The sequence below is a fragment of the Paraperibacillus esterisolvens genome (genome assembly GCF_046237625.1).
Taxonomy (GTDB): Bacteria; Bacillota; Bacilli; order Bacillales; family DSM-1321; genus Paraperibacillus; species Paraperibacillus esterisolvens.
The window spans coordinates 1,717,531-1,738,236 of sequence record NZ_CP143545.1 but is presented as its reverse complement, the minus strand read 5'-3'; the positions used below and the strand labels follow the sequence as shown (position 1 = coordinate 1,738,236).

The 20,706-nt window shown below is 41.1% G+C and carries 20 protein-coding genes, 1 pseudogene and 1 other annotated feature; of the genes and pseudogenes, 2 read left to right on the top strand and 19 right to left on the bottom strand.

Annotated features, from left to right (window positions below; genetic code table 11):
- Positions 1-198 precede the first annotated feature (198 nt).
- The 6 genes and pseudogenes from V1501_RS08755 to V1501_RS08730 all read right to left on the bottom strand — a co-directional run bounded on the left by V1501_RS08755 (position 199) and on the right by V1501_RS08730 (position 3,658).
- Entirely contained in the window at positions 199-768 is a 570-nt protein-coding gene (locus tag V1501_RS08755) for a cysteine hydrolase family protein (protein WP_409292650.1), read from the bottom strand.
- Between the two features lie 59 nt (positions 769-827).
- Positions 828-1,370 (bottom strand): GrpB family protein, encoded by a 543-nt coding sequence (locus V1501_RS08750; RefSeq protein WP_409292648.1) that lies wholly within the window; start codon positions 1,368-1,370, stop codon positions 828-830.
- Between the two features lie 173 nt (positions 1,371-1,543).
- Entirely contained in the window at positions 1,544-2,002 is a 459-nt protein-coding gene (locus V1501_RS08745) for a hypothetical protein (RefSeq protein WP_409292647.1), read from the bottom strand.
- A 68-nt stretch (positions 2,003-2,070) separates the two neighbouring features.
- Entirely contained in the window at positions 2,071-2,373 is a 303-nt protein-coding gene (locus tag V1501_RS08740; RefSeq protein WP_409292646.1) for a DUF2087 domain-containing protein, read from the bottom strand.
- A gap of 41 nt (positions 2,374-2,414) precedes the next feature.
- Complete coding sequence (locus tag V1501_RS08735; protein ID WP_409292644.1) at positions 2,415-2,615, bottom strand: hypothetical protein; 201 nt, start codon at positions 2,613-2,615, stop codon at positions 2,415-2,417.
- A 213-nt stretch (positions 2,616-2,828) separates the two neighbouring features.
- A pseudogene (locus tag V1501_RS08730) lies at positions 2,829-3,658 on the bottom strand (alpha/beta fold hydrolase).
- 82 nt (positions 3,659-3,740) lie between these two features.
- On the opposite strand from V1501_RS08730, the gene V1501_RS08725 reads away from it, so the two are divergent.
- Positions 3,741-3,914, top strand: a complete 174-nt coding sequence (locus V1501_RS08725; RefSeq protein ID WP_409292642.1) for a hypothetical protein — start codon at positions 3,741-3,743, stop codon at positions 3,912-3,914.
- Positions 3,915-4,018: 104 nt separating this feature from the next.
- On the opposite strand, the gene V1501_RS08720 is transcribed toward V1501_RS08725, so the two are convergent.
- The 3 genes from V1501_RS08720 to V1501_RS08710 all read right to left on the bottom strand — a co-directional run bounded on the left by V1501_RS08720 (position 4,019) and on the right by V1501_RS08710 (position 7,794).
- Positions 4,019-5,704: a glutamine--tRNA ligase/YqeY domain fusion protein gene (locus V1501_RS08720; protein WP_409292640.1), complete on the bottom strand. Its 1,686-nt coding sequence runs from the start codon at positions 5,702-5,704 to the stop codon at positions 4,019-4,021.
- A gap of 63 nt (positions 5,705-5,767) precedes the next feature.
- Positions 5,768-6,021: a binding site (T-box leader), on the bottom strand.
- Between the two features lie 772 nt (positions 6,022-6,793).
- Positions 6,794-7,255 (bottom strand): SRPBCC family protein, encoded by a 462-nt coding sequence (locus V1501_RS08715; protein ID WP_409292639.1) that lies wholly within the window; start codon positions 7,253-7,255, stop codon positions 6,794-6,796.
- Between the two features lie 164 nt (positions 7,256-7,419).
- Entirely contained in the window at positions 7,420-7,794 is a 375-nt protein-coding gene (locus V1501_RS08710; protein WP_409292637.1) for a PaaI family thioesterase, read from the bottom strand.
- An 835-nt stretch (positions 7,795-8,629) separates the two neighbouring features.
- On the opposite strand from V1501_RS08710, the gene V1501_RS08705 reads away from it, so the two are divergent.
- On the top strand, positions 8,630-9,469 hold the full coding sequence (locus V1501_RS08705; protein WP_409292636.1) for a hypothetical protein: 840 nt from the start codon (positions 8,630-8,632) through the stop codon (positions 9,467-9,469).
- Between the two features lie 139 nt (positions 9,470-9,608).
- Here V1501_RS08705 and V1501_RS08700 read toward each other — a convergent pair whose 3' ends face one another.
- The 10 genes from V1501_RS08700 to V1501_RS08655 all read right to left on the bottom strand — a co-directional run bounded on the left by V1501_RS08700 (position 9,609) and on the right by V1501_RS08655 (position 20,700).
- Complete coding sequence (locus V1501_RS08700) at positions 9,609-10,919, bottom strand: glycoside hydrolase family 3 protein (protein ID WP_409292635.1); 1,311 nt, start codon at positions 10,917-10,919, stop codon at positions 9,609-9,611.
- Positions 10,916-12,376 (bottom strand): zinc ribbon domain-containing protein, encoded by a 1,461-nt coding sequence (locus V1501_RS08695; protein WP_409292633.1) that lies wholly within the window; start codon positions 12,374-12,376, stop codon positions 10,916-10,918. The genes V1501_RS08700 and V1501_RS08695 overlap by 4 nt, the downstream gene beginning before the upstream one ends.
- 356 nt (positions 12,377-12,732) lie before the next feature.
- On the bottom strand, positions 12,733-13,602 hold the full coding sequence (locus tag V1501_RS08690; protein ID WP_409292632.1) for a permease prefix domain 1-containing protein: 870 nt from the start codon (positions 13,600-13,602) through the stop codon (positions 12,733-12,735).
- Complete coding sequence (locus V1501_RS08685) at positions 13,589-13,939, bottom strand: PadR family transcriptional regulator (RefSeq protein ID WP_409292631.1); 351 nt, start codon at positions 13,937-13,939, stop codon at positions 13,589-13,591. Before V1501_RS08685 ends, V1501_RS08690 begins: the two co-directional genes overlap by 14 nt.
- A 220-nt stretch (positions 13,940-14,159) precedes the next feature.
- A complete protein-coding gene (locus tag V1501_RS08680) occupies positions 14,160-14,756 on the bottom strand; it encodes an ECF transporter S component (RefSeq protein WP_409292629.1) in 597 nt (198 codons plus the stop codon).
- Between the two features lie 507 nt (positions 14,757-15,263).
- A complete protein-coding gene (locus V1501_RS08675) occupies positions 15,264-16,052 on the bottom strand; it encodes a cytosine permease (protein WP_409292627.1) in 789 nt (262 codons plus the stop codon).
- Complete coding sequence (locus V1501_RS08670) at positions 15,985-17,457, bottom strand: aldehyde dehydrogenase family protein (protein ID WP_409292626.1); 1,473 nt, start codon at positions 17,455-17,457, stop codon at positions 15,985-15,987. Before V1501_RS08670 ends, V1501_RS08675 begins: the two co-directional genes overlap by 68 nt.
- 2 nt (positions 17,458-17,459) lie before the next feature.
- Positions 17,460-18,560 (bottom strand): NAD(P)-dependent alcohol dehydrogenase, encoded by a 1,101-nt coding sequence (locus tag V1501_RS08665; RefSeq protein ID WP_409293301.1) that lies wholly within the window; start codon positions 18,558-18,560, stop codon positions 17,460-17,462.
- Positions 18,561-18,718: 158 nt separating this feature from the next.
- Complete coding sequence (locus V1501_RS08660; RefSeq protein WP_409292624.1) at positions 18,719-19,276, bottom strand: UbiX family flavin prenyltransferase; 558 nt, start codon at positions 19,274-19,276, stop codon at positions 18,719-18,721.
- Between the two features lie 32 nt (positions 19,277-19,308).
- A complete protein-coding gene (locus V1501_RS08655; protein WP_409292623.1) occupies positions 19,309-20,700 on the bottom strand; it encodes a UbiD family decarboxylase in 1,392 nt (463 codons plus the stop codon).
- Between the last annotated feature and the right edge of the window lie 6 nt (positions 20,701-20,706).

The following is a 20,706-nucleotide window of genomic DNA, read 5'->3' as shown; positions in this document are numbered from 1 at the left end:
CCTTCCAAACACTTTTTGAATTTTGTTGGATGTTTATATGTAAATAATGAGGGCTTTATTTAAGGAGACAAGAAGGCTCACCGCCAGCCCCGCGGAAATTGAAGCGCCTGCATCGGGATTCTCCAGCCCCAATACACATTCCAATGTTATTAAAAAAGAGGATTGATTTGTCAGTTGTCCGAGATTGCCCTTGTGCTTCTACACTTCCAAACTGTGAAGTATCTCTTCAGTCGCGGCAATCACACCAAACTCTTTATGCAGCTGAGCGAGTTCCACCTTTTGTATCACTTCTGGAGGGTAATAGGTGCCTTCATGATCACGGGTACCAAAGGCCGCTGTCGCATCTGATACAAGATAAGTGGAGAAGCCGAGGTTTCCGCTCATTCTCGTGGTCGTGGAAACACAGTGCTGTGTGGACAGTCCTGTAATCACAACTTTCATAATGTCATTTCTTCTTAAATATACTTCCAATTCTGTGCCGATAAATGCACTATTCACTTGTTTGGTGAATACCGTTTCCCCTTGTGCCGGCTTGAGGGTGTCTTTGAATTCAGTGTTATGTTTGTTGTTCTCATTTATAGGCGAGTCCGGCTGCTTAGAAAGGTGCTGCGAATAAATGACCGGCATGGAACGCTCCCTCCAGGCGGCCAGCAGGCGGCTTATGTTCATTTCGGCTTCCGGGTTGCAGCGTTCACCCCAGTATGGGTCATCAAATCCCTTTTGAACATCAAGGATCAGAAGCGCTGTTTTTTTATCAAATAAGTACATGCTATTCTCCATCCATTGGCATTTTTCACAGTATGTGAAAATAAGGAGAATTTATTCTCCTATACCTGCTGCCCCTGTGAATGATTTTGATTATTTTCATACCATTTTAATGCTTTTTGTTCCATTTTTTTAACAAACAAATCTTTACCTTTTATATAAGATTCAATATCTTCCGGAAATTGCCGTGCTAGCTTTTCTTTTAACTCTCCATAATTCTTCATGTCTATTGGATGTGTTATTAAGTAGTCTCTTAAAGCCAGGTGTCTTTCTATTTCATGGCTCCCATTCTGATAGATGTGGATATGATGGGATCGGTGGTCCCCTCCTTTTTGAAAGTACCGGCGGCCACTTATTCCATTTTCACCTTTAGCTATATATCCAAGTTCCTCCATCTGACGGTTAAATGTATCTACCTTATAAATGTCTATTACAACAGGCATTATGTCTATAATCGGTTTTGCACTTAATCCTGGAATAGAGGTACTGCCAATATGATATATATGAATCATTTCATCCCCAAGAATTAGATTTATTTTCTCAGCCTCTTCCCTAAACATTTGAGCCCATTCTTTATCGTATGGACATACTTCCACCCTTCGCATTTTATCCTCTCCAAATGCCTTTTTTTACTCTTTTCGTAAGTATTTCTGTATTCATGTTTTAATTCTATTTAATAGCTCCCTTGTATTAAAGATAAGGGAATAGGATAAAAAAACTATAAAGCAAAAAAAGCCGCACTCCCTGTCCAAAGACACTAGGAGTACAGCGCATTTTTTTATTTTCGTGTAAAGCCTTCTTCTTCTAAATAAGAAGCAGCGGCACTGTAGGTAGTGAAGGTGCCGTCCAGGTTCATGCCGGCATAGACATTCCACATGTCCTCTTCCTCACGGAGCAGGGTCAGGCTCTGATTTTCACCATTTACCCACTCTTCTTCCTCCGGATCGAGGACATTTCCCTCCGCAGACAGCGAAAATATGGATTGCTCGATGATTGTGCGCAGCTCATCTTCTGAAAAATCGCGGATATTCACCATGCCCCGGTCATCGGTTGGATAGCCATTCAGCTTTGCGCCATACACGTATCCATTTCCGTTCGGATGCAGATGGTAGACCACATTCTTTTTCTCTTCCACACTCTCGTTATATTGGAAATTAATGCGCCCGAGCGATACCTTTTTCTGCTCCAGCTCTGAAAACGATTCGATGATCGCCAATTTTTCTTCAAATGACAGCATGTTGCCTCCCTGATTGCAGTTAATATTTTCAGTCCATTATAGCACTCTGAGGCGGTAAACCAAAATCTTTATAAATCTTGCCAGCGTGCCCGGCTTTCGCCGGTATGAACGTGATAGATGCTGTCTTCCCGGTCCATGAAACCATGGACGATGAATTCCCTCCGCAGTGTGCAGAAATCCTCATGATACTGCTTTATATATTCATTCAGTTCTTTTTCTGTATATTTCCTATTTGGTTCCAGTCCCGAAGCCAGATGCTCAAGCACCACCAGCTTTTTCTTTTTCTGTCCGGGTATGGTTTTCAGCCGCTCTTCTGCATCAAAGAAATTCCTGATGATGGACTGCTGATATTTCAGTTGTGCTTCTTCCATGTCATTTCCTCCTTTCCATTCTTTAGATAACCTGCTTCCTCTCAGCTCAGAAAGTCAAACAGCTTTACATAGGCAAACGTCAATGAGGCAGCGGTCATGACCGCAATAAGGACTGATGCCGCCGTGTATTCCCTGAACTTCCCCACCGAAATTTCTTTTCTCTTTAGTGCCCTGATGAAAGCCTTTATAATAAAAAACACAGTCATACCTAAGATGTAGGCAGAACCAAAACTTGTTGTCAATACTTCTATACTCTCTCAACTCCCTTACATAACCTCTAACAGGATCGTAATCAAAAGGCTCTGTGCAAAGGAAATCATCAGATCATTCTTCCAATAGGTTTTTCCAAAAGGACTGTATCTTCCTGCAAAAAACTGAACAATCTGGCTACAAGGAAAATGCATAGCCATAAACTTATCCATACTATTACATTGAACATCCTTCTCCCCCTATCTTCAGAAAAACTTATTTCTGACCTCCCTCACAACGACCTCTGGCCGATCCCAGTGCAGAAAGTGTGTCGTGCCTTCCAGAACTTTCACTTCTGCCCCTGCCAGCTCTGCAAAGATTCTGGCTGTCACATCCCTTTCTTCCTCAAGGCTCGGCAGGTCAGCCCGAAGCAGCAAGATTCCGCGTGGCAGAAGACTGTAAATATCCTCGGTCTCATGCTTATGCATGGCCTTGATAATTCCTGCGGCTGTCTCGCCGCTGGCGTGCCAGCCTATTTTACCTTCCCTGTCGGCTCCCAGATCCCTTACAGCCTGTGCAATCAGCGGGGACCACCGTGTATAGACTTTTTTCTCGGCTTCAAAGAAGTCAGCCCAGCTGTCGAAAATGTATGTTTCAAAATCGTTTCTGTAATAATCTATTTCTTCTGCGAGCGATTGACGCTGCCTCCGCTTAGTCTGATAGCCGCCGTCCAGTAATATTGTTTCTTTTACATGCTCACCGTATCTCTGTACATGGTGAAGGGCCAGGAAGCTTCCCCAGGAGTGAGAAAGAATATAGTATTCTTGTATTTCCAGAATCTGTAGAACACCATGAAGCCAGTCCGACAAATGAGGATATTCATAGAGACTTCCCTCTTTGAAGGGCGGAGTCCTGCCGTGACCGGGAAGATCGATGGATAAAATATGATAATCATCCTCTAATGCACTGGCGACTTCATAAAACTCAAACTCGTACTGCCAAGTCCATGGAGACATACAATAGCGGGCTGTCCCTTCTTCCCCCATTCTGTAATACCTGCTGTGAGTATGTTGTTTTCAATAAGAATTCGTTTCATGTTCTAATCCCTTCAGGTGTCCATTCGTTTTCCCATAATAAGGATAATCGTGTTACACTGAATAAAAAAGGAGGGGAAAAGATTGCACGGAGATGCATTATTTACAATCGTCCCTTTTATATGGCTGCTTTTTTACATAGCCCCGGTCGTTTTCATCGTTTGGTTTTTACTAAAATTACTTCGGCTGCAAAAGGAAAAGAAAGATATTATGCAGACAATTGCTCTGGAGCTTCAGAGGATGAATTCAGGACGTTAGATTTGTGCCCGGGCCCCTGTATAACTAAGGTCCCGGGCTTTTCACAATCGATGTGAAGATCAGGCATGAGACTCTATATTCTAAATTTTACCATACTATAAATTTTAATGGTTAGATTCTTCTGGCCGCCTCCAGCTGTCCTTCAATGAAACTGTCCTGATAAAGACGGGGTCTCCATCAGGGGAATTCTGTTTGTCACGGCAGAAGTAGCCGTGCCTCATAAACTGTACTCTCTCTTCAATTCCACCCCGCTCTATCTTACAGCCCTTAAGAACCACACGCGAAACAGGATTTATTTTTACGGCCAGTGAGTCATTTCCGTCCGTCACTTCCCCATTCTTTTTAAGCAGGCTGTCAAGCAGATGCACCTCTATTCCGTCTGCATGGGCATCTGAAACCCAGTGGATCGTTCCCTTTACCTTCCTTCCAGAAAAGCCAGTGCCGCTCTTGGTCTCCGGATCATACGTACAAAGCAGTTCAATGATTTCACCTGTTCTTTCATCCTTCACGACATCCTGGCATTTTATAAAATAAGCGCCCTTCAGCCTGACCTCTGTGCCCGGGGACAGCCGCTTGAAGCCTTTTGCGGGTATTTCCATAAAATCATCCTTTTCGATGTAGATAACTCCTGAAAAAGGAATTTCCCTGCTTCCAAGACCGGGATTTCCGGAATTATTGTCCAGTTCAAGCAGCTCTGTTTTCCCTTCTTCATAATTGGTGATGGTAACTTTAAGAGGTTTGAGTACAGCCATGATGCTGCTTGTTGTGTGCTGTAAATCGGCCCGGACGAAATGCTCCAGCAGACTGAAGTCCACACTGGTCTGATGCTTCACAAGCCCTAGGCGGCGAATGAAATTCCTGATGCTCTCAGGCGTGAACCCCCTTCGCCTCAGCCCTCTCAGCGTGGGCAGCCTTGGGTCATCCCAGCCATCGACCAGACCTTCACTTACCAGCTCCCGCAAGAACCGCTTGCTTGTGACCACCCCTGTCATATTGACTCTGCCGAATTCCCGCTGCTTTGGGGGCGCCTCTGCCCCAAGCTCGTTCAGCACCCATTCATACAGCGGCCGGTGATCTTTAAATTCCAAGGAGCACAGCGAGTGTGTCACACCCTCGATTACGTCCTGCAGCGGATGCGCAAAATCGTACATCGGGTATATGCACCACTCCTGTCCCGTCCTGTAATGGTCAGCATGTATAATTCGGTAGAGGACAGGATCTCTCAGGTTCATATTTGGTGACTTCATATCAATCTTTGCCCTCAGTACACAGGAACCTGCAGGGTACCTTCCCTCTTTCATTTCCAGAAACCGCTTAAGATTCTCCTCTGCGCTCCTCTCACGGAATGGGCTTTCTGTTCCAGCCTCGGTGAGCGTGCCCCTGCCAGCCGTAATTTCCTCAGGATTGAGATCGCATACATAGGCGCTTCCTTTTTTAATCAGCGTGGCTGCCGCCTCAAAAATCGTTTGGAAATAATCAGAGCCATAGTAGATGCGGGATCCGGGAGAATAGCCCAGCCATTCCATATCCTCAATGATTCCGTCTACAAAAGCCTGATCTTCCCGCAGTGGATTGGTATCATCAAAACGGAGATTAAAATGCCCCCCATACCTCTTTGCGGCCATATAATTCAAATGAATGGCATACGCGCTGCCAATATGGAGGAACCCATTCGGTTCCGGTGGGAACCTGGTCGTGATGGTTCTTTCAAACGTCCCTTTTTTATGATCATTTTCAGTAATCCAATCTAAATACGCTTCCTCATTTACCCTATTTTCTTCAACTGCCATTTCCGTTCCCTCCATTTCGTTAGTTTTAAATCAAAAAAAATCCCGCCCCCAAGACTAAAAAGTCTTGGGGGCGAGATTTCGCGGTGCCACCCCAGTTCTCCGATTTGTCGCCAAATCAGACTTCTCGGGTACGGCACAAATAACCATGCTTATACCCCAGCTCTATAACAGGAGCTCCTGTGGCACCATCCCCGGTAAAATCTGTTCCGATGCCCGGCTCAGAGGCTTGCTTCAATAATCGGTCCCTGCCCCTTCCCAGCCTTCGGGGCTCTCTTTGAAGAAACCAGATGATCTACTCTTCTCTTCATCGCCATTCGTTTGTAATTTTAAATATAATAACAAACCAGGATCTTTTTGGAAAGAAAAACTTTACACTGATACTATAACCAAATAAACCTTTCTAGTTCAAATCCTTTTCAGCGTGAACACCGAGTTCAAGTCTAAATTTTTAATCTCTGTATGCGTTATGGCAATAGTATCTACGCTCGACACACCAAACGCTTCTTTCGCTCATGAACATTCCCTGTAGTTGAACCTGTAAAATGCAAACCTCTCTTTTTGAGATTATCATTTATTAACAAGCTTTACATAAATCATATACTGAGAAAACAATTAAGAGTTAAAATAAATGCATATTAAAAAGGAGGTGTTTCTTGGTGAAAAGATTTTATTGTACAAATTGTTTGAGCTTATCCAAAAAGAATATAGAATGCAAACAGTGCAACTGTAAACTTAATAAAAAAATTGTAGTCAATATTCAAAAGCAAAGTGCTTAGGAATATTGATTTTTTTATATAGATGCTCTGTTAAAACATTATATTGATATTCCCGGAAAAGTATAAAGGGCCGTATTAATAGATCCGTTTAGATAAATATATATTTTGCTATTTTGGAAATTTCTCCACAGATTGTATTACCTGCCAAAGAAATGTTGTCACAAAAGCACTTTCACAAGCATTATGTCAAGTACAAACAAAAGTCTCCTGAAATTCACAAGTTCACTGAAGCCAAAAAATGAATTTCACAGTTGTAAAAGATGCTATTTTAGCCATCAATAAAAAGGATGACAGTCAACAAAAATTAATGCTTTTAGACAAATGTAGTTCCATCCTGTTTCATCATACACTTGTCTAAATGTTCAAGAACCATCGGCCAAGCTTCTTTGTGCTGGTTCCGGGAAATGTCATCTTGAAAACCTGCGTGCGTAAGACGGAGAAGAGTTCCAGCACCATCACCCTCAAATTCGACTGTGACAACTGTTTCAGCTCCCATTGTCCCGCCTGCCCCGGTAACCCAAGTAATTTCTACAAGCTGGTCTTTCTCTATCCTTAAGAACCTGCCATAATGAGGATGACGTTTTCCTTCAAAAGAAGTCTCAAAGAAGAAGGCCGTATTGATTTCCCCCTGCATAATTACGCTGCCGGGTGCAGCAAACCACTGGTCGAAGTGTTTCGTCCATGCTTGGAACAAGACTTCCCGTGAGCAGTTCATTGCTCGCTCTATTGTGAGAGAAAATGGTCTTGTTGAAAGATCAGGAAGGGTAATAGACATATTATTATCATCCTCTCGACATTATTCATTTTAGTTCTCAGGAAATCTTTTTAAAAAGTGTCTACATTTTAAATGGAATACCCATTTAAGACCCACTCCTATTTGATCACCTATTACTCTATCGTTTCAGAAAGGAAAATTCATGTACCTTCCTTTTAGATGGTTCAATGTTTATGAAATAAAATTGCTTTAGATTTAGCAACCAACTCCTGTTTGTCATTAAAGATCGAACAGTCCGTATGAATTAATGTCCTGCCCTGTTTTTCAATGTGTGCCTCTGCAATCAAGTATGAGCCTGTTACAGCTTTTAAGAAGGAAACATTCAGGTCGACAGTTAATGCTTGTTGTATACCGTTAGCATCAGCAGGAATCAAATTAGACATGGCCACATCTGCCAATGATGAGATGATTCCTCCGTGTACCACCCCCGCACTATTTAAGAATAAATCTTGAATGGGCAATCGAATCTGCACATGGTCTTCATCGATTTTCTTGTATTCAAAACCTAAAAACTCGTCAAATGGCTGCTTTATAAACATAGGACACCTCTTTTATATGTTGTTATTTCTTAGCTGCCAAATCGTGTATACTTATAAATCTGAATCAAGCTGCAGCCGTTCATACATATTAAGTTACTACATTAACTAATACGATACCCTCTTACAAAATCCTTCTTCCCGTTTTATTTCCCCGGGCATCCAGCCTTACCCATTTTCAACCGGATTCTCTCTCAATCAGAGAATGAAAGGCATCTTTTAAGGATGAATAAACTTGAAATTCCAAAATCCCGCGGCGTTTATTTCTTTTGAAAACTAGGACTGGACTCCGGTAAGGATGGTCCTATATCCAGGTAGTCCAAGGATGGACTGTAGTTCCATCAGGGAGGAAATCGAATTGCTTTCAATGAACGATAATCCGGAAATATCAAGAATTACATGCTTTAGGCCTGTTATCTCGTGGATGTATGATTACCGGTACATATTCTTTAAAATCTTCTACCCTTCGTTTCAATCAAGGTCCTCCATAATTGTCTCCGGCTTGTTGTTCAGCCTGTGTGTGCTTTTTATCACTAACATGGCCTATATATGCTGCCTTCTGTCCGATGCTTTAACTTCATTATAATAAAAGGAAATGCGGTAACACAGCGGGACGTCTTAGTGACTTTGCAGATGAAGCTTTCATCTCTGGCGGCTTCCCTTCCTCTCATGCCTGAACTTCCCAAACAACTTTCACTTTTTACTAAAACCAGATTAATTAGTTCTATTTTCCTACGACAAAATGATTATAGAGTCTCCACAAACTGGTGCCTTTCTTATATAATTCCAATATATACTCCCAGGATTATATAACTACAATTGAAATGAGGTTTATTTAATGTATTGTCCAACATGTAAAACCAGCAGCAGCGAAGGGGGAACCTTCTGTGAGTCCTGCGGAACAAAATTAGTTTCACCCGCTGAAGCTGAATCTGCAGCTTCATACGAAGCTTCTGTATCAGATGTTCCAGTTTACACAAACAGCACAACTCAGCAGGCTCAGCCGAATCCGTACCTTGAAACGACCAAGAAAGTTTCCAGAATGTATTTTTCTTATTTTATGCAGGTTTTAAAGCGACCATTTGCCAGCTCACAGGCAGTAGGGGCAGAACATTTATTAAACGGAATTATAACCATTGCTATTTATTCATTGATAATCCCATTAATTATGTATTTCGCTTTCAGGGGTATCCTGAATACGGTAAGCGACTTTGGCGCAGATTTTTATGACGGCCCTTCCCTTGCGGATCAAGTGCCATTTACAGGGGTTGTTATCAAACCGGCTTTTGCCTATGCCATTTTTATCTTTTTAGTAGCTGCTGCGTGTTTCATGGCTGTGCGCCTTGGCAGAGTGAATGCATCCTTCAGCGAGGTTATCGCACGTTTTGGTTCATTCCTCATTCCTTTCGTGGCCATATTGGCTGTTGCTCTAGTAATGACCATCCTGAAGGTTAAAATCTTTTTCATCGTCCTGTCTATTGGGTTTATAGGGTCTGTTTTCATTGTCCCGCCTCTCGTAATTGCAAGCTTTAAGAGAGATGTTCAGGAAGGTGTGGATGCAATCTATGGCACCCTTTTAACCTACATACTGACCTTCATTGCCATGGGAATCATGGGTGATATGCTGTTCGAATCATTGAGATCTGCTTTTGGAGATTTTACAGATAGCTTTTTCTAAAATTTGGCCCGGGAATAGATTTTCCGGGCTTTCCCGCATGCCTTTTCTAAAGGCATCCTGTGTTCGATAAAAGAATCTATGATCAGCGTAAAGGAATGCAAATAGAGGATGTCCCATTCTTTTCAGGGACATCCTCTTTTTATTGGATTTGCATGATTTGAGGGTTCTTCAATTTGAACCGGAGAATCCTCGCCACAGCTTCATCTATTCTATCTTCTGCTATATGCCCGGCTTTCACGGCACTAATAATGCCATGAAAGACTTCCTCCTGATACTGAAGGGTATGGCACACGAGCAGCAGGTCAGCTCCAGCCTGTATGGCCTTCACACCCAGATCCTTATAATCAATGTATTTACTGACTGCCCCCATTTCAAGGTCGTCGGTCACAACAATCCCTTTATACCCGAGCTGCCTGCGGAGCAGGCCGTCGATAATGACAGGAGATGTGCTGGCTGGGTTAACTTTGTCATAAGCAGGATATTTAATATGTGTTACCATCACAAAAAATTTATCATTATCCATTTCTTTTATGATCTTGGTGAAAGGAAAGATATCTTTGCTCTCCAGGTCCACTTTGTCTGCATGAACGGAGGAAGTTTCGACGTGAGGATCGATATTGCTTCTTCCGTTTCCGGGAAAATGCTTAAGTGTTGCCGCCATTCCTGAAGAGATCAATCCTTTTACTACCTGGGCGCCGAATTCACCGGTCTTCGCAGGATCGCTGCCAAAAGAGCGCGTGTCGGTATCGGACAAATCAAGAACCGGGGCATAATTCACGTTTATGCCCATCCCTAAAAGCTCTTTCCCTGTTCTCGCTGCAATGCTGTACACTTTTCGAGCCTTATTCTCACCGCCGAGCGCCTGCTGCGAAGGTATAGGCGAAACCTGCTCCTTCATCCGGACAATACTGCCGCCTTCCTGGTCAACAGAAACCATCAACGGGATTTGGAGCCGGCTGCGGACTGCCATCGCCTGCAGGTCCTGGGTGAGTTTTCCTACCTGTGCCCGGGTTTCCATGTTCCGGTCATAATAGATGACTCCGCCTGCTTTATATTCTTCAATCATCTTCTTAATGTGAGCATCGGGCGCCTTTGTTCCAAAGCCGACCACCATCATCTGGCCCACTTTTTCCTGAAGTGTCATCCTTTTGACCAAGGCATCCACTTTTTCTTCGATTTCCATATCCTTCTGGTTAAAAGTGGCTTGTGCGGCCGGCTTTACTTTTTCCTCTTTTTTGCCCCCAAGGACTGCCGGCTTTTCGGGAACAGTTTTTTCACTCTTTTCAGCCGTTTGATCTGTTCCCGCCAGCTTTCCGGCTCCTTGCTCTTTCTCCTTGTTTCCGGCGGTCAGGGTCCAGGCTGAAATCCCAGATCCGAGCAAAACCCCGAATATTAAGGCCATCAGAATGATCTTGCCATTTTTTTTCGACTTCCGTCTTCTATTCATCATTCCACTCTGGAATCCAGCTTTTTAAGGCTTGCTTTATTTAGTGCCCATACGCCATTTTCCTTTACCAGAGACCAGTTTCCACCCCATTCCTGTACTAATGTGGAACCATCATCTTTCCCGTCATAGGAAGTCATTTCAACATAGGCACTGGCTGAGTCTCCATCGATGCTCTCTACCCTCAGGGTAGTCACTTCATCACGAAGGTTGTCAGCAAACCCTTTTTCCCAGCCGGACAGGGAGACTTTGCTTTTCCGTGATGATGAGAATAAGTCATAAGCTGATTCAAAGTCATCATACGTAATATAATCATAATGTTCCCTGATTAAGTCCTTGATCTCACTTGCTTCCTCTTCGAATGTGGCTGCATAATCAGCCGCAGTATCTTCATCAGACTCCGAATAATAGTCTGTATCATACAGATTTTCATAATAATCGATATTTAAGCTGAGTGAATCCGTATCCTTTGTAATGACTGCCTCGTTACTCTTCTTCTCGCCGGCCTTGAATTTCTTTTTCACCATTACCTTGACCGTTCCATTTCGTTCTACAGGGCCAATTCCCTCTAAGTCGCTTACTTTTTTTCCAATGCTTTTTCCATTTACGTATACATCTGCATCAGCATAGTTAGAGTCAAGGTCAATATAATTTTCTGAGAGGTCAAATTCTACAGGAAGGTTCTGGTCTTCGGCATCTGAACTTGCCGCTTCCGCTTCCTTTACGACCTTGCCGTAAACCCCATTAATTTCCGCCTTGATCTTATATTCACCGGGCAAATACGGCCCGAATGTTTCTTCCTTCTTATCTACCCTGCCTGCCTTTTTCCCATTTATCGTTATATCAGCAGCTTCCCCCAGTGCTGGTACAGAAATATATACTGGCTGTACTTCAATCGCGTAATTATTGAAAAGGAGCCACTTTTTGCCTGTGTACTTAATATCTATCAATCTATCGCTTCCACCGCTCGCGGAAACGGTCAGATCCTTTTGTCTATCAAGCTTGGCAATCGTTGTCTTGAACTGGTCATCTGCCTCCCTTAGAATACGGGGCTGGGATTTTAGATATTTTATAAATGCTTTTGCCTGAGCATCATCTGCTTTGATCTCAATCTGCCCGCTGTTAATATATTTCTTCACCTTTGCTGCATCGTTTTCCTGTACCGCCTTAATGAACCCACCTGCTTTCTTTTCCGGTGCAAGGAAGTGATTGGTAACATAAAACGCAGTCAGCAGGACAGCTGCTGCCAGCACCAATGATCCAAAGATAACTTTGGATTTCGTCGATCTAAGCAGTCCATTAGTCACGCTTGCCTGTGAACGGGAGGGCTGGACTGGATTTGGAGCACCCGGCGCAGCCTGTCCTGCAGGCCCCGCTTCTCCTGTTTCGGCTTTTACACCGCAATTCGTACAGAATTGTTTTCCTTCATTGATCTTGCTTCCACATTGCTTACAGTATTTCACGTTGTCCCCTCTTCTTTCTGCTTATAAATTATGTAAATAGAACTAAAAAACACCATCCAATTGTATAAGATAATAGAAGGATAGTAAATACAGTGAAATAATGCTTTATACCTATATTTTAGTTTTATTTATGCCGGCGGCTTTCAAAAGCATTCGGCACTGCCCGCATGATCCGGTTTATCAGAAAAGTCCGGATTATAATGATAACGGGTTCGGTTGGAGGGGAGAAAACTTCAATTTATACCTAATTCACATTGGTTTGGTTTTAACAAACATTTTGACATTATATAGCATTAAAAATAGCAATTGAGTTAGTCAGTTGCTATTTTTAAGTCTTCAATTTTTAAATTTAGACTTTAATTCATTACAGTTTTTAACTGTTTGTTTTGCTTTTTTAAGAACAGCCAAACAATACCGAGTGCCATAAATAAAGCAAAAAATAAAATAGGTAACTGATAAAAAGTCCAAGTCTTTGGAGCATAATAATTTAATTGATGATGTTGTTCTACTATATTTTCATAAGAAGTTTTATATTCATATTGAACAATCCAATGCCCCTTTGCCATTAAAACAGTTCCCAAATCATAATCACTTGGTATAATTTGTTCTTTATTTTCAATCACTTGATTGTTCCCAATTACAATCGCTGCATTTTTATATTCTATTGGGAAATGTGTCATAGGTGTTCCAAGCGATACCTCATTTTCCTCTAACCATCCGTTTAAATCTACCATTGGAAAAACGGCTAATAAATTCAATTGCTTTGGATATTTTTTAAAAATGTCCATCAATTGGTCTTCTTCTACAACGTTTAATTTATTAGTGGTGTCAAGAACATTGAAAACTTTATTAAAGATAGCATTTTTTTCTGTTTCTACTGTCCCAAATTGTTCACCCTCTTTGTAAAAGTGATCAGCTTCTATCCAGGAAGAAACAAGTGTTATTATGCCAAAAACAAAGAAAATCAGTGCAAACGATAATACATAATTAGTAAATTTCTTCTGTACTTTGAAGAATTCAGATAATCCTTTTACAATTTGGTTTTTACCTCCAAAATTTTCGAGTGCGATATGGATAGCTTCTTCTTCTGATTTCCCTTTCGCCTTTAACTCTTCAACGGCTTCAAGTAAATGCGACCGCATTTCTTGCTTTAAATCTTCTATTTCTTGTTTGTCTCCCGCAATATCTTTATAAATAGAATTTACATATTTATCAATTTGTTTCAAAGTTATTCTCCCCCTTCGATAAATGTATCAATAATTTTTTTACAAATTGCCATTCCTTACGCTTTTCTTCAAAAACTTCTTCACCTAATGGTGTAAGTTTATAATATTTTCTTCTTCCTCCAGGTCCTTGTTCGTCTCCCCAATAAGAAGAAATCCACTCATTTTTTTCCAATCGCTTTAAAGACAAATAAAGCGTACCTTCTTTTAGTTCAAATTGCTCTTCACTTTTTTCACGGACCAATTTCGCTAATTCATATCCGTACATATCCCTGTTATGTAATAAAGATAAAATTAATGTATCAATGTGACCTTTTAAAACCTCTTTATTAATTTCCAATTTTTACACCTCCTTATTTAGTTTTAAAATATATTACTTAATAATGCAAGGTATTCCTTTGAAAAGGCATTAAAAAAATCATCCTATTTTTTCACAGGATGATTTTTCGAAGAGTATTGGTTGCATTGTCATTGACATTCATTATTAAGCAGCGACATCCTTCTAAAAATGTAAGTGTTTTTTAGTGCCCTTAAATAGTCTTCTTTCTAATCGTTAAATTTTATTGTTTTTTTAATTTCAATAGTGGTCTTGAGATAATCGGAGCCATGATAAAGGAAGCAATCGCCTCTGCAACACCATTAGTTGCTACTATAGCTAATAAAGCTGGTAATACTTGACTGACATCAATTTGCAAAACGTTAGCATATGATTCTTTGTAAAAGATATACGTTAATCCTAAAACAAGAATAGTGTTCGTTAGAGAACCGAGTAATGCAGCAATAGGCATTGAACCCACCATACCTAATTTAGTCCTTTTAAGCCATTTGTAAAAATATCCGGCAACGAAACCAATCATTATTCTTGGGAAAATAGAAATGAGAGGATTAACAAATATAATTGGAGCGATAGGGCTTGTCGGATTTGTAAAAGCCCTAATAAAAGTAATCAGCCCCCATACTCCCCCAATAATGGCTCCATCTTTTGGACTCAGAACAAAGCTGGAAACAATAACCGTAACTTGAATAATGGTTAAGCTTAAAGGTCCAATAGGAATATATCCGAGAAATGGAATGAATGTTTGTAAAATAATAATTGCTATTAGCAAACCTAACATAGTCATTCGATATGTTTTGTTTTGTCTTCTGGCTTGATTCACTAGAGTGCCCCTGTTCTTTGTTGCTTCCAAATTTTATTATGTTTGTACTTAATAACTATTATAAGTAAGAATGATTTCATATGCCAGAATAAAATGGTCTTTAATACTATTGTTCACAATAAGATTGGCATTAGTACGTTTGTTTAACGATCTTTTTATATTTTTCCTTCTAAATCCACTACCACAAATGCTTCATTCTCTTAGGCTTCAATAATGAGAATAATTAAACTTGTGTAGAGAAAATGATCAGTTGGCAATTCTTGTTAACTAATTCGCGTTTACCGGATAATCATGAAAAGATTGTAACGTGCAGGAATGAGTTAAATTAACCTCCAAAGTTTAAAGATGATCCTTTTGGGTGTTGCCTTAAATCAATCAACGAAAATGTCAGCTATGTGAGCCGAACCAGCTGAATTTTTACCATACCGCTTAAGAGTAGACAAAGGAGGCTTAATGAAAAAAGCAGGAGATATAATACCCCTTGCTTCTCTGTTTATCATCTTTATACTAAATAGAAACCCTCTTATCTTTCGATGCCTGTACTGACAATTTTACAATACGGCGCATTAGGAGAAAATAGGAAATACCCTCAACAGCTATCCCTAAAAACCAGTTATAGGTGTACAGAGACGCTAATGACGGAATGAATAGTCCGACTAAAGCGACAATAATTCCTATCCCTGAAGCAGTGAATGCAAGTGGATTCCACCCATTGTTGTAGCTATATTGGCCTTCCTTTGTAAAAAAACTGTTCAGGTCATACTCCTTCTTTCGAATAATAAAGTAGTCTCCTATCATTATGCCTGATACAGGCCCAAGTTTCCCGCCAATGGCTCCTACAATGGAATTTATAGAGTTAGCATTGTTAAACCATAACCAAGGTGCAAATAATAAGCCGATTACGATTGAAATGAGCCCTGTCTTAACAACATTTGCTGCAACTTTAACAGATAGTGTAGCAATAAGCAGAGAAAATGCGCCCAGCAATACCATGATCGGGTTATTAAATTGGGTCAGAAGTTCAACTGGATTGGTAATCGGCTTTCCAAATGCTATCCTTGTCCCAGCGGTAATCATTATACTAATAAATGCAAAAAACGTCATCATAAGAGGTAAGCCTATTCCCTGACCAGTCAATTGGTCTTTTTGGCTCATGGAAAAACGTGTAAGGTCGGGAATGTTCATAAATAAAAAGAGGAAACATACTAATGTTTCCTCCAAATAAAAGTTAAGAGAATGGATATTGTCTTGGTTGTTTTTGAACGGATATCCATTTAACGGTTGTAAATTCTTCAAATGCCCATTCACCGCAGTAACGGCCGAGCCCTGATGCTTTTTCACCACCAAATGGGATATTCGTTTCCACGTTTACTGTTTGATCATTGACATGGATCATACCAGTCTTAATTTGTTTAGCGACTTGAATTCCTCGCTCAATCGATCCGGAAAAAACTGCACCGCTCAAACCAAAAGGAGAATCATTTGCTACCCTTACAGCTTCTTCCTCACCATCTACTGGAATTATACAAGCAACGGGTGCGAAGATTTCATTTTGAGCAATTGTCATATGATTCTTGACATCTACCAAAACGAATGGCTCCATAAGATTTCCGTTCACATTTCCTTCCTTTACAACCCTGGCTCCTTCTTCCCTACTTTTATCAATAATGCTTAGCGCACGTTCTACCTGCTTTCTATTAATCATAGGACCAATGATTGTGTCACTATTCTGTGGGTCACCTACTTTAACCTGAGCTGTCTTCTCCAGAAATTTTTGAACGAAAGGCTCGTATAATTTTCGATCGATGATTATCCGGTTGATTGCTATACAAATCTGTCCTGAATGCATATATTTACCAAATACTGCGGCTGAAACTGCCTGATCTAAATCGGCGTCATCCAGAACGATAAATGCATTGTTTCCTCCAAGTTCCAGTGCCGGTTTTTTTACATGTTTTACAGCCAACGAGCCAACATGTCGCCCTGCAGCCGTAGAACCAGTAAATGAAATAACGCTTGGTACAGGATGTTCCACGAAATAATCGCCAATTTCCTCCAGATCGGCAACTGTAACTTGAATTAATCCATTAGGAAGTCCCGCTTCTTCAAAGATTTTAGCAATGATTAATCCCCCTGAAATTGGGGTTTGGAAATCGGGCTTTATAACAATGGCATTACCAGTTGCAATGGCTGGCGCCACAACACGCATCGTCAAATGAAAAGGCCAATTCCATGGAGTTATGGCCCCGACAACTCCGACAGGCTCCCGATAGACCCTGTTCTCTTTACCCGGTATCCCGGACGGACGAATATCTGCACCCATCATCATTGGAAATGTCGAGGCTAACTTTAAGTCGCCAACAGCACAATCCACTTCAACAGCCGCTTTTAATTGAGAGCTGCCTGTTTCTTCAACAAGAAGCTGGATTAATTCTTCTTTTTTGTCTTGTACAATCTGAGCCGCTTTTTCCAGGATGGCGATCCTTTCATATGGATTTGAATTAGACCAGCTTTTTTGAGCCTCTTCAGCCGCCTGGTAAGCTTCGTGGATATCTTCTTTACTCGCATACTTCAATTCTGTTAAAACCTCATCATTAAACGGGTTAGTAACCGTGCAATACTTTAAACTAGAACCCTCTCTCCATTTTCCGCCTACCATTAATTTGTTCCATTCTGCATACTTATTAGTTTTTACAGTCATTTCTATACCTCCCCAATCTTAATTACTGGTTTAATTGTAATCCCTGTTTCTGAGTCTTTACTGGCCTGATTTATTTCTTCCAGCCTATAGTATTTTATTAATTTATCAAATGGAAATTGCCCTTGTTGATAGAGCTTAATTAATTTAGGAATATACAACTGTGGTACGCCAGAACCCATTAATACACCAGTGACTGACCTTTCAAATAAGATTGTATTTACATCCAAATTTACTTCAGTTCCTAAAGGCGGGGCTCCGATCACTACAGCTTTTCCAAGAGTAGCAAGGCAATCCACGGCTTGGCGAAGTACTTCTGGCCGGCTAGTTGTTTCAACGGAATATTCAACACCGCCACCGGTTATTCTTTGAATTTCATCAAGAGTATTAGTATCTTTTGGATTTATTGTATGAGTAGCGCCAAGTTCCTTGGCAAGTTCTAAGCGGTTATTTTGGAGATCTACAGCAATGATTGTTGTACAACTGGCCACTTTTGCAGCCATTAGAGCACTTAAGCCAACGGAACCACAACCAAAAATGACGATGCTAGAGCCTGCCTTAGGTTGCAGCTTATTTAAAACGGCCCCACTACCTGTTTGAATTCCACACCCAAGGGGTCCTAATAATTCTAGAGGTACATCCTTATCAACCTTTACCACATTTCTCTCAGAAACTACGGAATAACAAGCGAAACTAGACTGACCAAAGAAATTGGACAATTCCTCTCCATCTTTATGTAATCTACTAGTTCCGTCCTCCATCTTTCCTGTGAAATTAAGAGTGAAAAACTGAGTACAGCCATAAGGATTCCCACTCCGGCAATTATTGCATTCTCCACATGAACTATAGGATAAGACCACATGGTCACCTGGCTGTACGGAATGAACTCCCTGCCCCACCTTTTCAACAATTCCAGACCCTTCGTGGCCTAACACCGCAGGAAGGGGCACTGGATAGTATTGGTCCCTAACAATCAAATCAGTATGGCATATTCCTGATGCAATAATCCTGACAAGAACTTCCCCCGCTTTTGGATTTTCAATGGTTATTTCCTCGATTGTAAAGGGTTCTCCTTTTCCGTGTGTGATTGCTGCTGACGTTTTTATCATAAATAATGTCACCTACCTTCTTTTAATTGAAAGCGTTTACAATTGTATTTTATCTGTTTTCTACCAACAAAAATTTTAAAAACTTACAATTTGTTTTTTAAATTTTTGTTATTCAAACTTGGTAAAAATAACGTGACAAAGTTGTAGGTTTTCAATTAAATACCTACCCATCTATTAAACAAATTTGCTTCAATATCAAACTGATCCAAAGCTTTTTGAACGCTTTGGTCAATGATTTCATTAACCGTTTTGGGAAAATGATAAAAAGACGGGACAGGCGGGAGAATAACCCCGCCCATTTGTGTAACCATTGTCATGTGATTTAGGTGTCCAAGGTGAAGAGGAGTCTCCCTCACCATTAATACTAATTTTCTTCTCTCTTTTAAGCTAACATCGGCGGCCCTGGTAAGAAGATCGGAATTGTAGCTGTTGGCGATCCCGGAAAGTGTCTTTATGGAACAGGGCGCCACAACCATTCCATCTACTTTAAACGATCCACTGGAAATGGCTGCTCCGAGATTTTTATTGTCGTAGACTTGCGTGGCCATCTCCAATACTTCATCTATGTGGTACTCAGTCTCGTATTCAATGGTCGTCCTTGCTGCATCACTAAGCACAAGGTGACTCTCTACATTTACTGCCTTTAATGCTTCTAGTAAACGGATTCCATAAACCGCACCGCTTGCCCCGGATATCCCCACAACTATTTTCATTCATTTCCCCCCAATCGGTTACAAGTCATAAACTAATTCTCCTTTTCTAAATGCTGGGCTTTTAATCCCGAATATTCTTTGTTTATATAGTCATTAATGTCCATTTCTTCAAAACCCGGTATGTGAATTCGTTTATACCGCATAGGCTCGCTTCCTAAAGGGACTGTACAATCAAACCCAACTTTAGATCCATATCCGTCATTGGTGGATGGATCTAATTTTGACCCTTGTGCACCATTAATCACGACTAAATCCTCTGCCGCCTGAAAACGTGTGGCGATGGCCCATTCTACTTCTTCCATATTAAATACATCGACCTCTTCATCGACTACGACTACGTGTTTTATATCGAAGCTGTTGGACAAGGCCGCAATAATTGCATTTTTCCCCTCGCCTTCATTACGCTTCTTGATGGAAATGACCGCATGGTATCGGCATGTTCCTCCTGGGCTCATATGAACAGCCTTTACGGAAGGAACCGTTTGACGTATGCTCTGAATCATGCTCGCTTCACGCGGGATGCCTCCTAAGAGCAAATGTTCATATCCAGCAGGAACAATCGTATAAAAAATAGGATTGTTCCTGTGCGTAATACCTGTTAGCTGTACGACTTCCTTATCACCTCTTGGACCATAATATTTTGGAAATTCACCAAATGGCCCTTCCGGTTCACGAACTTTAGGCAGAATTTTGCCTTCTAGCACAATCTCAGTATAAGCTGGAACATCAATGTCCACCGTTTCACATCTGACTAATTCAAGTGGTTCATTAAGGAGTGCACTTGCAATTTCCAACTCATCTACACCAAAGGGTGTACTGGCTTGTGAAGCAAGGAGTGTCACGGGATCGACTCCTATGGCAATTGCACACTCAAGAGCTCTGCCAGCCTCTTCAGCTTGTTTGAATAAATGGTAAGTGTGGCGCGGCAAGAGCAATACCCCTAATTTATCCTTTCCGGAAACCTGGAGACGGTGAATGGAAACATTTTGTTTTCTGGTAATAGGGTCGCGTACGATAAAAAGTCCGGCCGTAATATACTTGCCTGAATCCTTTTCATGGTGGATGGGTATAGGAAATGCCGCCAAATCAATCTCTTCCAAAATGATGTTTTCTTTAACCGGAGCATCCTCGTTTTTTACATAACGGCATTTAACAGGGGAAGAGACTGCTTCAGTAAATTTTGAGAGTATTTCATATTGGTCTGTTTCAAGTGCTTCCGCAAATTGCTCTCGAGTTGAACAAATTCCTGATACGACAGGAATCTCATAGTCTTCAACATTAGTAAAATAGGCAGCTTGTTTACCGTCCAGCTTTTTTGTAAGTGCAGCAACTTCAAATTGCAGACTGACATTTTTATCGATGACCGCCAGCCTGTCGGTATTTTGGAGGTACTCAAGCCAGGTGCGGAGTGATTTTGCTCTCATGAAATT